We start from the raw sequence: 14,024 nt of genomic DNA, 5'->3' as shown, positions 1-14,024 counted from the left end.
ATCTTCAATTAACCAGGAGCTAAAACATGAACCAGCTTAAACAGCAGGAGCTGCGCTACGTCTTAAATAGTGACAGCTTCGCCCAAAAGACAGCTTAAAATTATCCCCACCGTGCTAATCATTGCGTTGGCAAGCCTCGTTTTATTGTTAGCAAGATAGGAATAACTCATGACTTTATTTGAATTAACTCAGTTGGTTAAGAAGCAAAGAAAAAGCAATGAGCTTAAGGAACATAACAAATATGAACATCAACGTGAGGTACTGGGGCAACAAAATGTTCCTGTTAGCTGGCAGGATTTTCGAGGAGATTTTACATGAAAATGCCGAGGCTAACGGATAAAAGGAGATGCCAATCAAAAGAAGACGCTATTGCCTATGCAATACAACAGATGGAGGCAACCAGGCAAGGAAAAGAACCATTGTCGCCATCGATGAAAGAAAAGCGTCAGGCAATGGAAATGTACGATAAAGAAGCAAAGGAGCTAGAAAAATTAATAATTCAATCCTCGCCAAATACTTACAATCCTATATATGTTCAAAATAAAGAATACAATCCTTTCCTTGATCAAGAACTAAGAGATGGACCGTTAGGTGGAAAAATAAGAGGTGATTAGATATGGCGACCGCAACACTAATACTGGGTGAGTCAGGGACAGGAAAATCCGCTAGCCTTAGACATCTAAGCCCTGAAGAAACTTTATTAATCCAAACTTTAAAAAACCTTTGCCGTTTAAATCAACTCAATGGCGAAATTGGGATCAAAAAGATGCCACAACCTCAATATTTGTCAGTGACTGTTGGCAATACATCATGAAAGCTATCGAAAAAGCCTCTAGTTACAGGAAGAAGATAGTTGTTATTGATGATTTTCAATATCTGATGGCAAATGAATTCATGCGCAGATCAGATGAAAAATCTTTCGATAAATTTACAGAAATAGGCGCTCACACATGGAATGTGATCAATGCGGCAGTAAAATCATCATCAGATGATCTAAGGATATATTTTCTCTCGCATACCGAAGAAACACCATTAGGTAAAGTCAAGATGAAAACAATTGGCAAAATGCTTGATGAAAAAATAACCGTTGAGGGCATGTTTACTATTGTACTGAAAACGGTAGTTAAGGATGGTCAATACTTATTTTCAACACAAAACAGCGGTTATGATACCGTCAAATCCCCAATGGGAATGTTTGAAACACCCGAAATTGAAAACGACATAAACGCAGTTGATACAGCGATTTGTGACTATTACAGCTTAAAAAAAACTAACATAACGGAGAAAACAGCATGAACCACAACATTATCTTTACCTACAGCGAGGAGTCAGCCTTATTAACCTATCAAGGGGGGTTCATTAATGAATCAGGCGCGTATGTGATCACAATTGCAGAGGCAAAATTAAGCAAAAGTGATAAAGGCGCTGAGTTTATTGAATTCTCAGGTGAATCGGAGGATGGCAGAAAAGTTAACTATCTGAGTATTTGTTGTAAGAAAAATGACGGCACGGTAAACCCTTTCGGTCAAAATATGGTCAATGCCATGATGGGATGCATTGGAATTCAGCGAGTAACCTCGGTTGCCCACAACAATAACCTGGTTGCGCCAGAATTCCATGGCAAAAAAGTAGGACTTGTTTTGCAAAAAGTTCTAAGAACGAAGAAAAATGGCGATGAAAGTTACAGCTTTGATATCCGTATGCCATTTGTAGCAAACACTGGACAAACGCTTTTAGAAAAAGTTGAAAACAAACCCGCACAAGCAGTTAAAAACTTGTTGCGCACTCTAAAAGATAGAGACGAGCGTAGACCAACCCATACGCCAGTAAATAATGAGTTTAATCCTTTCTAGACAAGGAGTTCCTACCATGTGGGTTTTAATCCTATCCATGTACGCCAGCCCTTACGCGTCAAATGACTTTGCAAGTGTTCATACTCAGGAATTTGACACTGAGAATATGTGCCAATTCGCCGCTAAACAGTTTGAGCGTGAATTTGAAACTTTCAAGGATATCAACGCAAAAGCAATTTGCATTAAGAAATAATCCAATGTTAAAAGGTTCAATCATGAAACTTAACATCATTAATTTACTAATCACAACATTTTTGTTTATCGGTGCAGCGTTTGCCTTTGAACTCATTGTTGGACATCTCGCGCACGCCGATGCCGTCATTGACCCGCAAATCAGGTTTAAACGTGGTGAATTAGGCAATATTCATTTAGGCGGACAAGAGCTACTGGTTATTGGTGTCATGCTGGTGCCAGCACTTATGATCATTTTGGGGGTGTTCCTTGATACCTTGAAGAAGTAGTTGCAACACAAGAAATCTTTACCCACCTAACCTATTCCACTTAATCAACTAAGTATGCATTCATCAATTAACTTTGAGGAATCATTATATGCAAAATTTAATCAACATCGAAACAAAAAATATCAATGGTGAATTAATACAGACGGTTAATGCGCGAGATTTACATTCATTTTTGGAGATAAAAAACCATTTTAAAGATTGGATAAAAGACCGCATTGAAAAGTATGGATTCATTGAAAACGAAGACTTTGTGACTTTTGCGGAAAAAACCGCAAAAGGTAGACCTTCGATAGAATACGCAATCTCTATCAATATGGCGAAAGAGCTATCCATGGTTGAGCGCAACGAAAAAGGGAAACAGGCCAGACAGTATTTTATTGAATGCGAAAGAAAAGCATTGGAAGCTGTCAACCCTGTTGAAATACTAAATAATCCATCAGCAATGCGAGGGCTGCTACTCAATTACACAGAAAAAGTTATTGCACTAGAACACAAAATCGATGAAATGAAACCGCAAGTCGAAGCACTAAAACGAATCAGTTATTCAGAAGGATCGCTTTGTATCACTGATGCGGCAAAATCACTCCAAATGAAACCCAAGGCACTTTTTTCATGGTTACAAGGACATGATTGGATTTATTGGCGTGTTGGTGGAAAAAGTTGGGTTGGCTATCAGGATAAAATCAAGCAGGATTTAATTGAGCACAAAGTGACTGTCGTTGCTAGAAATGACGGTTCGGAAAAGTTAACTGAACAGGTAAGAATTACGCCAAAAGGACTTGGAAAATTATCCATTCTTATTAGTGAATAATGCTACTAAAAAAGACACGCGCAAGGCGAGCCAACACCAGGGAAAATGTTGTGGATACAAACACAACAGCAACAATCTTACCACAGATAATTCATAACTGATCATATTTCAACACATAACAATGTGTGCTTAGGCTATCTGTTTTTGAATGAGGATAAATAAACATGATTACTTTAGCGGAATGGAATGCAAGGAGGGATAGACCAAGAAGAATGGACACAGTCAGGGGTTGGGTTAGAAATGGGCTAATTCAACCTCCCCCCATCAAGGATGGAAGAGAATATTTAGTTGAAGAGTGTGCAATCAAAGTTAACAGCATTAACGAAGTTAGTCATAAAAGTATGTTGCTGCAAAGGATAGGCCATGACCAGAATCAGAAAAACAAAAAATCGGGATTTGCCCCCTAACCTGTACAAAAGAAACGGGTATTATTCCTATAGGGACCCACGTACACGTAAGGAATACGGTTTGGGTAGAAACAAAGCCTATGCAATTAACGAGGCTATTAGTGCAAATCAGTTATTGATGAAAGCAGAGAAAGTAAAGCCACTAACAGAAAGGATCGACGGACAGGGAACTGTCTATTTTCATGAGTTTTTAGATAGATATGAAGAAATATTGAAAACAAGAGGATTAAGAGAGAAAACATTAAAAGACTATAAGCAAAGAATAGGTGTGATCAGAAAAGGATTTGTTAATGCGCCGATTCAAAACATAACCACAGAAACAGATTGCGGATTTTCTTCAGTTATCAATTAATGAAGAAAGAATGACAACTGCGAAACTAATGCGCAGTTTATTAAATGATTGTTTTAGAGAAGCAATATCATTAGGACTAATAGAAATAAATCCAGTGACATCAACAAAGACGCCAAAAATAAAAAATTCAAAGAGCAAGATTATCTTTAGAAGATTTTAATACTATTTTAGGTTTAATAAATAATGACCATCATTGGTTAACTCATGCTATGAAATTAGCGCTAGTTACAGGGCAAAGAGTATCTGATGTCTCTAAAATAAAATATAAAGATATTCATGATGGGAAATTATGGATAATCCAACAAAAAACAGGAGCAAAAATAGCAATCCCTCTTGATATTGAACTTTACGGAATTAAATTATCAAAGACTATTGCAGATTGTGTGAATAATTCAGAGTTTGTCATTAACAATAATGGAAATAAAATTACAGTAGAAAGAATATCAAAAGAATTTAGAAGGTTCAGAGATATTTCTCAATTAAATTGGGTAGGTGAGCCACCCTCTTTTCATGAAATTAGAAGCTTATCTGCTAGACTCTACACTGAAACAATGGGTAGCAATTTTGCGCAAAAGCTGCTAGGACATAAGTCGGCCACAATGACAGCAAAATATCAAGATGATAGAAATAATAGTTGGATTGAGATTTAAATTTTAATGGATGAATAGTGACTTATAGTGATAATTTTGTTTTATCATATTGATTTTTAAGGATAATTAATAATAGCAACTAATAACGCATTAGATGACTTTAAATACAAAAAACCATAAATATCAATCATTTATAAAAATATAGCTCACTTAATATACATATTTACACGTAAAAACAAGCGATTTCACTCACTATAAATCAATTAGTTACGGCTTATAGTGAGTTCTAATTTTAGCTCATTTCGGCTAAAATCTCAGTCTAAATTCACACTCATTTTCAATTCCAAAAACACCCTAACCATTCGTTTAACTACGATTACAAAATACCCATTGACGAAAGAAGAAATCATGCGCTATAGTTTGTGTGCATCTGCAAAATCAGATGTCGGGTTTGACAGCCCAAAAGCTTAGGCGCACGACGCCATTAAGAGGCGTTTTTTTATGCTCAATTATGGTGGATCGTGCGTGGGAGAGTATAATCTCTGCCGGATCCCTAAGCTCCGGTCTGTCAACCCGCGTACGGTCTACCGCCCATCGTTTGACAGCGATTTTGGTAGGCTCCATAAAGCTTAGGAGTCAAAATAATGAAAAATTTCGGTCCTGTTTTATTTAATTTTCATAATAACAATGTTCGTGTTTTATTGATAAACGATCAACCTTGGTTTGTTGCATCTGATATTTCAAATTCCCTTAATTATCTTTCAGCAAAGGATATGGTACGTAACTTAGATGATGACGAAAAGGATAGGCATATTGTGCCCACCCTTGGAGGTCATCAAGAAATGTTAATAATCAATGAGTCTGGACTATATTCATCTATACTGCGTAGCCGTAAGCCAGAAGCTAAGCTTTTTAAAAAATGGGTAACAAATGAAGTCCTTCCATCAATCCGCAAAACGGGTAAATATGAGCACCCAAAATACCAACCCGAAGCTCACGAAAAGTTCAGCAGCAAAGATACCCAAAATCTCGCCCGTATCATTGCACTGATGACACAAAACTTTCGTTTCAAACAAGCATGGAATAATGCTATCTGGTATGCATTGAGAGAAGTCACCGGCATTCCCTCACCTTATCCAATGGAAGTCAGACTGGTCCCTTCTATAGCTACAGAGTGTGAACGTATCTGGCATGTCACGGAAGCGCTTCAAGATGTAATAGCCGATGCAGAGAAGTTAGCAATTAAACGTATTATTCGCAAACGTGAAAATGCAGATAGAGTTATCACTGAGATTGAAAATTTACTATCTCAGACTACACAGGATAACCAGCTAATGCTTAATGGGGCGCTATCAAACTGGCATAAAGCGGAATTGACCCATTTCCTCCAACGCTGCTAATAGGATGCCCCTGTCATGGGGCTATTAGTTTTGCGCATGCTGCCGATTCCAGATTGAATCAACGGGCATTTCTACACGGATATCTAGCCATGTTGAAGGTGGAATATCAACTTGTTCACCGTCAGCGTAATAAACTGGTTTTTCGTTAATAATTTCTTTAACTCGCCAATTCTGAAAATCTTCTGGCAAATGACTGTGCTGACGGTGGAATGTTTGTATTTCAATATTACCGTCAGGTAGGATTTTATCTTTAATATAAATAAGCTCCAAACCATTATTATTTTTAGGTACTGATGCGCCGGAGTTTGTACCCCATCCACCATCCGAGTTATAGCCCATAACACCTGAGATGAAATAGACTCCTAATCCAGTTCGCTGGACATTGACTCCTGCTGATTCTTCGTTAGTTTCAAAGCTTCCGGATGGATGGATTTTGACTATTGGCGATGCTCTTTTTAAAACCCATTTGCATCAAATGTTGTATTTGCTTTAGTTAAAATATTTACCCATGCAGACCATACGTTTTTTTTCTTAATGCGCAACTTCAAGTCATTAGTTAAATTTTCCTTTCCTATTTGAAAACAATAATTATCACCATTGGACTGTATGAAATTTGTTCCGCCTGCGCCACTCGGTACACCAGTAGCATTTCCATTAGCACTATAAAATCCTGCTTCAAGTGTTACATTTATATCTTTAAGGGAGGCTGGATTAACAATACCGATGCCAAAATCTCCGACATGCATCAATGTACCGTTCTTATCTTGAAAAACATGATCAGTAACATTGTTTGCATTCTTTGCTTTTATTTTTCCTGTGTTTAATTGCACATCGCCGGTTATCTGACCGCCAGTTTTATCATACTTTTTATCTAAGTTTTCGCTAATTTCAGTAACACTACTCGCATCAGCTTTTCCTTCTACTGCTGTTTTATCTCTTCAACACTACTCGCATCAGCTTTTCCTTCTACTGCTGTTTTTATCTCTTCAACACTACTCGCATCAGCTTTTCCTTCTACTGCTGTTTTTATCTCTTCAACACTACTCGCATCAGCTTTTCCTTCTACTAACTCTTGTAGTGCTTTAATCGACTCTAACTTGACTGTTTTACCGCTCGGTAACGTTATTTCAACGACACCGTTGTCCCCCATCCAGGTATCCATGTTTTGCAGAAAGTAAAGGATGTAAGTGTTAGCTGCAACTAGTGCTCTTGCCGCATCAGAATTATTATTGGGTTCAGTGAGATTAATGCTGTAAGTGGTATCTGTTGCGCTAAAAGTCGGCTTATCTGCTAACGTTAATTCAGTGTCACTATTAACTGCCAATATCATGTAAGGATAGTTTATATCGCCGTTTTTAATCAGCATTAACATGCCTGGTGATACGAGTGGATTATTACTATTCCATTTCGTGCCTGTGCCTTTGACAACAGAAGACCCTGACGCGGTTGTAATTGTGCCTGTGTTGTATATCATGTTACATATCCAAATATATTTAGAAAAAGGAAAGTCTATGAAATCAGTTTTGATCTTGTTAATAGCGTATTTATACCACTCTTTTTGCACTGCCATTGAAGTTGACTACCCAGATAGAGCATGGCATTTAAACCAGAATGGATATGTTAAGGTTGTTTACGATATTGACGAAAATGGCTCAGTTGAGAACATAAAGATTTTAGAATCTAAACCAGCATTTATGTTTGATCAGGCTGTGAAAAAAGCTTTATACAAACAAAGATTTGAAAAAAACAAACCAAAAAAAATTTGTTAATTTAACTGTTGTTTTTGATAAAAAAGACATTAGTAATCGTAATTACTAGCTTTTATATAGTAGTAATTGTTAGAGTAAAATTGATCATAACCTGAGCTAGATGAATTAATATTGTCAACTATGTATGATGATATAACATTTCCATACGCCTTCCAGGCGTTAGTAATCCATATATAGACTGGGGGTTTACTGGGGATAAATCCTGCTGTGTAGGATGCAGAAAAATAAGGCGCAACTGCACAAGTAAATCCTACATCAACCTTGTAATTACTATCGTTAGGAGCTACTCCAGAATAAACTTCTAAAGGTATCATGTCTCCAGTCCAAGTTAGCTCTCCTTTCGCATTAAAGTATTGAATACCCCAGTCTGAACTTACATCTTTAGGGACAAAATTACTAAATATGTAAAACCTTATTTTCACTGATTCCGTTGTACCTTTTGCATTTCTTGCGGCTCTTATTTCTAAGCTCCATTGCCCATTACTATTGAGTGGCACTGCTGCTACTCCTATTTTGTCAGAGAAGACACGAGTAAAAAAAACAATGGGTCTATTATTTGGTATTTCTGTTTTTATAATTTGACCGAATGTGCCAGTTGTAATAGTCAAATCAACGCGTTTTACTAAATTAAGGGGCGTTACATCAGGCGATATCCACACTGTGCCTTTTTCTGAAATTATCTTTCCTCCATACATAATTTACTCCGCAATAACCAATAATGGTCTTTCTTCTGATGTGTTTCTGTAAGTTATTTTATTTCCTTTTATATCTGCTTCAGTTTTTTTAGCGCTACCATCACTAAAAGTATTTGAATGCAAGACTTTAAGGGATCGATTTTCTGGTATTGTGTATGTCTTTTCGCCATTTCCATTTGTTATAAAGTCTAAAAAGAAAACTGGCACGACTAATGTCTCTATGTTAGCACCATTTTTAAAAAAACTTGGCAACCAAAATTACTCATAACTTACCTATCCTCACTCTTAGCGCACCAGATCCATCAAACACATCAATTTTATTATTATTAATAACCATCCGACCCTGCCCTTCTTCATAACTATTCATCTCCATAATCCCATTAGCAAAATCAATTTTATTCCTTTTTTGTCTTTCTCATAATTATCTGATTCTAACGACTCTACTATTTTGGCTCTTGTGATTGCTCCATTTTTAATTTTTGCATTTGTTATCGTTCCATCACCAATAAAAACTGAACTCATAACAACCTGACCGTTTTGATGGCAAAACCGGCTCCATCTTGCCATTGGCCGGATTGTATACGATGAATGTTTGGGCGCTAAAGCCAATCTGTGTACTAACTTTACCGTTTTGAGCTCAGCGCCAATCACCATTCCTGCATCATAAGAGACGCCGTCATAGTGAATCTTGACTAACGATGTCCAAGTTGCAGAAGCCTCACCCTTTTCATGTCGTACTTAGCTTGTAGTGAATTCTGAGCGGCTGCCCATGACTTATCCGCTGTCGCTCTGACCTGATGGATAGACTCGGCTAAGGCTTTAGTCTCGGTTACCACATAATTATCAACCCTGACAATTTCCGCTTTCATTTTGCCGTTTTGACGCATGAAATACTGCGTATTGCCGTTGAGTCCCTTCGCGTTTTCCAGTATCGCTTCTGTGCTACTGTCTATCCCTTTCTTTAACTGCTTAATCGCTTCCGTATCGTTAATTTTTTTGTCTATTTCATCAATGATACTGCTAGCATCAAATTCTGCCTCACCCCGCACAAATTCTGTCCACGGTGACTGGTTACCGGATTTATCAACCAGTCTTGCGCGAAAATAAAAGTCTGTCCCTGCGGCCAACCCTGACATTTCATGGCTTTTTGAAGGATAAGGTATATCAGCCAGTAACATCAAACCTTCACCGTCATTGGTTTCGCTGTACTGAATCTCTGTTTTAACGTGTCTTCCGTATTTTCGTTAAATCCCCAGTCTAATTTTATCCCAAACACCAATGTGGAAGCCCTGAAGTTAACAGGTGCAGGAGGTTCGCCTTCCTTACCTTTCAGTATTGTCTCAGGAGCATTCGCCCAGATAGATGAGATATCCGATGAGTTTATGGCTCTTACTCTTACCTGATAGCGTCCGGCATATATCCCTTGAACTTCAAAACTCGGTGTTGACGTTCGAGGTATACTTACCCAGTTATTATTCCCTCTTCGCCATTGTGCCTCATAGGCAATCGCATTTTCTGTGGCATCCCAGTCAACTCTTAACGTTGTAACAGCAATCCCTTGATTGATATGGGTATAAGCAGAGATATGTACGTTCTTTGGAGGTAATTGGACACCAGGGGATGACAGTAATGGGTCTTTTATCAATCCTGGCTCCAGCATCAATATGCGCATATTTATCTGGATTATGGAAAGTCCCCGTGATGGTATAGGTATTATCGGCATTGTCCTGAATGCTAATTACGCGATAAAGCTGAATTGCCAGGTCGTTGGCATCTATTGTCCAAACCGCATTTTTTTCAATGGGTTGAGAATAACGGGCTGTTACAGTGATAATATTGTCGTTAACCGTCTGGACTGTTCTTGCTTCTGATTTTCCATCAGGTAAGTTAATGATAAGTCTGTCACCCGATTTAATATCTGCCTTCCTGTCGAGCGTAATTTTTCTCTCATCAACAGATGAAATCCTGCCACCAATAATACGGCCAGCAAGATTTGCGTCTGCCACGCCAATAATCTGCCCAGGCGTTGGGATAGCACCTTCCAGCCCAGTTGAAAAGGTTATCGTCCTGTCATAAGCATTCGTTAATAATATCCAGCGTCCGCGTCGGTTTGCTTCTGATTGTCGAGTGCAACCAATCGCCGAAATATCCGTTTTACGCACACCATAACGACGCTGCAGTTTGCTATCAGAGACCGCCTCAATAGCATCATGACTGTGATTATCGGCATCCGAATAGGAAACCAGTACCTGCGTATAACGGTTTTGCTGACTACCGCCTGAATAGGTCACCTTTCCATCGACGATATTTGCTTGCGTGAAAATCCGAAAGATATCCGATGGCATATCAGCCACCGCTTTGACAGAATTATCCGCCCAAAACGTCATACCCCTAAAAATACCCGCAATATCACGCAATACCTGATAAGCCGATTCCTGAGACTGAATATAAATATCACATAAAAAACGAGGCTCTTTACCTGAACCACCCTGACCGTCAGGGACGTATTCATCGCAATACTGGGCTATCTGGTATAAATCCCACTTATCTATCTGTGTGCTATTAATCCGTTCTCCACAACCGTAACGGTTATTTAAAACCAAGTCATAAAAAAATCCAGGCTGGATTGTTCGTCGCGGCTAGCTTGAAAGTTCCATTCCAGACACCCGAATAAGTTCGGTTTACAGGGTCATAGTTTGAGGGTACTTTTACCAGTAAACCACCTTTGGGACGCAAGCTGACTTTGGGGATGCGATTATTAAATTGTCTTGCGTCAAAGGTGATAAACAATAAAGCGGTATTAGGATATCTTAATTTTGCGTCAATCACCTCAGTAATGGCTGCAACAACCACTTTATCGGCAATTCGCGCCGTATTTTTGTTAGGAGTGAGGCGACGAACACGCAATTGCCAGCCGGTTTTGGCTACAGGCAAATCGATACGGTGCGTCCGCTGATATTCGCTGGTTGTTTTTCCATCAAAGGCAGCCCGCAACACTTCTTTGTAGCCACTCCCATCCGCTGACAGGTCAATGGCATAATCAATACGGTAACCGGAGGTATCGCCATTATCGTGTTGTTCTAGAAGTTGTGGTACAGAGAAACGTAACCGAATAGCTGACAGCTGGATATTATTTATCGACCTGATATACAGTTGTTCATCTTTTAATTCCCTGCTTATGCTAATCTCATTGTCAACTGACGGAATGCCTTTGATGTATTCTTGTTGCTCACTGCCCGGTCGAAACTCCCACGTCACGCCCTCGAAGTTTTTACTGCCGTCAGCATTACCAATAGGCGTACCATCAAGAAAAATACGGGTAGCATCTAGTCCGCCAGCAATTTCTCCCTCAGAGATAGCAAAGAGTAATTTTGCGGTTGATTCTGATAGCAAGCTATCGGGTGACTCTACGGGGTTATGCCCACCGCCATCACCACCTTTTGCCCCAAAAATAAGGTTTGTCATATTTTACCCATAGAAAAAGCCGCCTCAGCGACTCAAAGTTCTTGATTAATGCTATCTTTGGTCTTCGGTGTAAATCCCTGCGGATATAATTGCCCCACCTATCTCTTTTCTATCCAAGGTATACAGCAACGGCACTGGATTACCCTGGGCAGTCGTATTCACTGCACCACCAAACGCATAAGACGGTTTATTATCGGCATCCTGACGAACCGAAGCTCCTGGCGGTTGCGGTGACAACATTTGTGCTATACCGCCTAATGCCATTGATGCCCCACCTAACGCTAAAGCACCGCCCATAAAACCGCCTGCCCCAAAGGCTGCCCACCCAACAGGCCCCAACATCATTGCTGCGCCTATCATGGCTACCCCTAATATAGTTTGGAACAGTCCTCCGTTTTTGCTTCCCTTAATTATCGGGGCAATACGAATATCCTGTGTTGTATCAAGGTGAAACTCATCTTCGCCGATATTATGCTTTCCCTTGAAGACCGCAAACTCGACGCCTCTCAAATGGGCATCAGCCAGATAACGCTCAAAACCTGAGTAAAGCACACATAATGCTTTAATGGCTTCTTTTGGGGAGCTGATGGCCAGTTGATGGACGCGTCCATATTTTGTGCCCAGTTTTCCATATAACCTGACGGTTCTCAGTTCACTCATGCCCATTCTTTCCTTCTGACAATCTTGACGGTTCGGTCACGCCAGTAATCACTGTAGGGCGTGACACGGCTTAATTGCCCGTACAAATGATGCAGTAGCATGCCGTTATCCAGCAAAATACCTGCATGATTGGCGACATCAGACTGAACCTGCATAATGACCACATCACTGACTTTGGATATGTCATTAATTTCAACAAAACCTTCTTTGATGAAATTCTCCATATAACGATTTTCACCTTGCTCCCACCAAGGATAAGTGACACTATAATTATTCAATGTAATACCGTGTTCTTGCCGAAAATAATCAACAATCAGCGTCCAGCAATCGGAGTAACCCAAAACAAACGTTCTTCCCGTTAATTCACGCTCACCTCTTGGTTGAATTATACGCAAATCCCCCTCAGGCCACGACACAATTACCCACGGTAATTCACTAGCATCGCATTGCAGATTATCTATTTCACTTGGGTGTGTTGTCACGCCATCGCCACAATGAGAATGGACGATAGCAACCGGCAGTCCCCAGTCTTCCGCATTGGCATAGTCTTCTGGTGATAATTCGAATTGTTCAGTGGGATTTGCAGCAAGATTACGGCAAGGAAAATAGCGTTTCACACGACTCTTTTGGCAAATTACCCCACAGGCTTCCTGCGGAAATACCTTTTTAACGTGGTTGAATATTGCTTCAGTAAGACTTTTTGTTATCATCTTATCAAACCTGCCGCAGGGAATCCGCCAAAATCCAAGGGCACATTTTCACCAAATCGTTTTTTACAATCGCTCATCAGACCACCACAAACATCTAAGGCGGGGTCATCCACCGAATTGCCTTTCTCATCAAAATAGCGTTTACCATTATAGGCACACCCATTACCTGAACGATACCAACCCCGCATGCACCAGTAACAGAGATTATGAATTTGACGTACTGGCAACATAACGCCTTGTAAATCAAACGGGCAAGCCAGTTCAAACTGAATAATTCCCCCCGCTTCTTCATGACTTTTTCGGTCAACATAAAATACTTGCTTAAAGCATTCATCAGGATTCTCAGTAGGATTATCATCAGGGAAATTTTTCCTATCCAGATAATGCGAAAAGGTCTCATAAATGGTTACTTTTGCCTGAACCATATCATCAAATTCCAGGCACAGTGATGATATCAGACTATCAATATTACCCACTTTCAGTATCGGTCTGGCTTGGCTGCCTTCACTACTTTTTGATAAACCCGAAATTTCATAAGGCCATGCGCCATATTCGTTACCTTGCCACCAGATAGGCTTCGGTTTTAATTTATCTTCTGCCTTTTCAATTTCCTCGGGTGTGTAACGAAGGTTGTAAGCATGAAAACGCAAAACAGGGCCACCAAATGCATTGCCGTCTACTTCCACCAACTGGATTTTTTCACCGGGTTCTAATTTTTGCACATCTGAATGGATTATCATCAATAATGCCCTCTGGAAACCTTGCCCTTCAGGGGGAGGAGGAAAGAGGGAACTAACATTACTTTTACTATATACATTTACAACCTCACATATTTAATGTGATAATGTGAA

General features: G+C 39.6%; 19 protein-coding genes and 2 pseudogenes. 11 read left to right on the top strand and 10 right to left on the bottom strand.

All coding sequences use genetic code 11. The features are described from left to right. The first annotated feature begins 168 nt into the window (after positions 1-168). The 10 genes and pseudogenes from LDL57_RS16910 to LDL57_RS16865 all read left to right on the top strand — a co-directional run bounded on the left by LDL57_RS16910 (position 169) and on the right by LDL57_RS16865 (position 5,874). Positions 169-318 (top strand): hypothetical protein, encoded by a 150-nt coding sequence (locus LDL57_RS16910; RefSeq protein ID WP_225505451.1) that lies wholly within the window; start codon positions 169-171, stop codon positions 316-318. Then, the gene (locus LDL57_RS16905) at positions 315-614 is read left to right on the top strand and encodes a hypothetical protein (protein ID WP_225505452.1); all 300 of its coding nucleotides are present in this window, start codon (positions 315-317) and stop codon (positions 612-614) included. The genes LDL57_RS16910 and LDL57_RS16905 overlap by 4 nt, the downstream gene beginning before the upstream one ends. Before the next feature lie 2 nt (positions 615-616). Continuing rightward, positions 617-1,296, top strand: a pseudogene (locus LDL57_RS16900) (DEAD/DEAH box helicase family protein). Beyond that, on the top strand, positions 1,293-1,853 hold the full coding sequence (locus LDL57_RS16895; RefSeq protein ID WP_225505810.1) for a DUF669 domain-containing protein: 561 nt from the start codon (positions 1,293-1,295) through the stop codon (positions 1,851-1,853). Before LDL57_RS16900 ends, LDL57_RS16895 begins: the two are co-directional and overlap by 4 nt. Before the next feature lie 197 nt (positions 1,854-2,050). Further along, positions 2,051-2,314: a hypothetical protein gene (locus tag LDL57_RS16890; RefSeq protein ID WP_225505454.1), complete on the top strand. Its 264-nt coding sequence runs from the start codon at positions 2,051-2,053 to the stop codon at positions 2,312-2,314. Positions 2,315-2,402: 88 nt separating this feature from the next. Continuing rightward, a complete protein-coding gene (locus LDL57_RS16885; protein ID WP_225507889.1) occupies positions 2,403-3,125 on the top strand; it encodes an antA/AntB antirepressor family protein in 723 nt (240 codons plus the stop codon). A 164-nt stretch (positions 3,126-3,289) separates the two neighbouring features. Next, a complete protein-coding gene (locus LDL57_RS16880) occupies positions 3,290-3,532 on the top strand; it encodes an excisionase (RefSeq protein WP_225505456.1) in 243 nt (80 codons plus the stop codon). Next, positions 3,489-3,884, top strand: a complete 396-nt coding sequence (locus LDL57_RS16875) for a phage integrase Arm DNA-binding domain-containing protein (protein WP_225507887.1) — start codon at positions 3,489-3,491, stop codon at positions 3,882-3,884. Before LDL57_RS16880 ends, LDL57_RS16875 begins: the two co-directional genes overlap by 44 nt. A 125-nt stretch (positions 3,885-4,009) precedes the next feature. Further along, positions 4,010-4,534: a tyrosine-type recombinase/integrase gene (locus LDL57_RS16870; RefSeq protein WP_225507510.1), complete on the top strand. Its 525-nt coding sequence runs from the start codon at positions 4,010-4,012 to the stop codon at positions 4,532-4,534. Between the two features lie 584 nt (positions 4,535-5,118). Next, on the top strand, positions 5,119-5,874 hold the full coding sequence (locus LDL57_RS16865) for a BRO-N domain-containing protein (RefSeq protein ID WP_225505385.1): 756 nt from the start codon (positions 5,119-5,121) through the stop codon (positions 5,872-5,874). A 24-nt stretch (positions 5,875-5,898) separates the two neighbouring features. Here LDL57_RS16865 and LDL57_RS16860 read toward each other — a convergent pair whose 3' ends face one another. From LDL57_RS16860 to LDL57_RS16850, 3 genes are all read right to left on the bottom strand, one after another. Further along, positions 5,899-6,306, bottom strand: a complete 408-nt coding sequence (locus LDL57_RS16860; protein WP_445661350.1) for a phage tail fiber protein — start codon at positions 6,304-6,306, stop codon at positions 5,899-5,901. Between the two features lie 23 nt (positions 6,307-6,329). After that, positions 6,330-6,704, bottom strand: coding sequence for a hypothetical protein (locus LDL57_RS16855; RefSeq protein ID WP_225507885.1), 375 nt, complete (start codon positions 6,702-6,704; stop codon positions 6,330-6,332). A gap of 89 nt (positions 6,705-6,793) precedes the next feature. Further along, positions 6,794-7,348, bottom strand: coding sequence for a hypothetical protein (locus tag LDL57_RS16850; protein WP_225507883.1), 555 nt, complete (start codon positions 7,346-7,348; stop codon positions 6,794-6,796). A gap of 37 nt (positions 7,349-7,385) precedes the next feature. Here LDL57_RS16850 and LDL57_RS16845 point away from each other — a divergent pair, with 37 nt between their 5' ends. Then, complete coding sequence (locus tag LDL57_RS16845; protein ID WP_225507227.1) at positions 7,386-7,643, top strand: TonB family protein; 258 nt, start codon at positions 7,386-7,388, stop codon at positions 7,641-7,643. Between the two features lie 29 nt (positions 7,644-7,672). On the opposite strand, the gene LDL57_RS16840 is transcribed toward LDL57_RS16845, so the two are convergent. The 7 genes and pseudogenes from LDL57_RS16840 to LDL57_RS16815 all read right to left on the bottom strand — a co-directional run bounded on the left by LDL57_RS16840 (position 7,673) and on the right by LDL57_RS16815 (position 13,913). After that, positions 7,673-8,338, bottom strand: coding sequence for a hypothetical protein (locus tag LDL57_RS16840; RefSeq protein ID WP_225507882.1), 666 nt, complete (start codon positions 8,336-8,338; stop codon positions 7,673-7,675). Positions 8,339-8,341: 3 nt separating this feature from the next. Then, positions 8,342-8,590, bottom strand: coding sequence for a hypothetical protein (locus tag LDL57_RS16835; protein ID WP_225507879.1), 249 nt, complete (start codon positions 8,588-8,590; stop codon positions 8,342-8,344). 111 nt (positions 8,591-8,701) lie between these two features. Continuing rightward, the gene (locus tag LDL57_RS18330) at positions 8,702-9,025 is read right to left on the bottom strand and encodes a phage tail tip fiber protein (protein WP_445661349.1); all 324 of its coding nucleotides are present in this window, start codon (positions 9,023-9,025) and stop codon (positions 8,702-8,704) included. Positions 9,026-9,341: 316 nt separating this feature from the next. Further along, a pseudogene (locus tag LDL57_RS18325) lies at positions 9,342-11,803 on the bottom strand (TipJ family phage tail tip protein); the annotation flags it as partial. Positions 11,804-11,854: 51 nt separating this feature from the next. After that, positions 11,855-12,463: a tail assembly protein gene (locus LDL57_RS16825; protein ID WP_225507321.1), complete on the bottom strand. Its 609-nt coding sequence runs from the start codon at positions 12,461-12,463 to the stop codon at positions 11,855-11,857. After that, positions 12,460-13,173, bottom strand: a complete 714-nt coding sequence (locus tag LDL57_RS16820) for a C40 family peptidase (protein WP_225505393.1) — start codon at positions 13,171-13,173, stop codon at positions 12,460-12,462. Before LDL57_RS16820 ends, LDL57_RS16825 begins: the two co-directional genes overlap by 4 nt. Beyond that, on the bottom strand, positions 13,170-13,913 hold the full coding sequence (locus LDL57_RS16815) for a phage minor tail protein L (protein WP_180559777.1): 744 nt from the start codon (positions 13,911-13,913) through the stop codon (positions 13,170-13,172). Before LDL57_RS16815 ends, LDL57_RS16820 begins: the two co-directional genes overlap by 4 nt. Between the last annotated feature and the right edge of the window lie 111 nt (positions 13,914-14,024).

This window comes from Arsenophonus apicola (assembly GCF_020268605.1).
GTDB classification, from domain to species: Bacteria; Pseudomonadota; Gammaproteobacteria; order Enterobacterales; family Enterobacteriaceae; genus Arsenophonus; species Arsenophonus apicola.
Note: the sequence above shows the minus strand (reverse complement) of the source record. Positions and strands in the feature narration are given on the sequence as shown.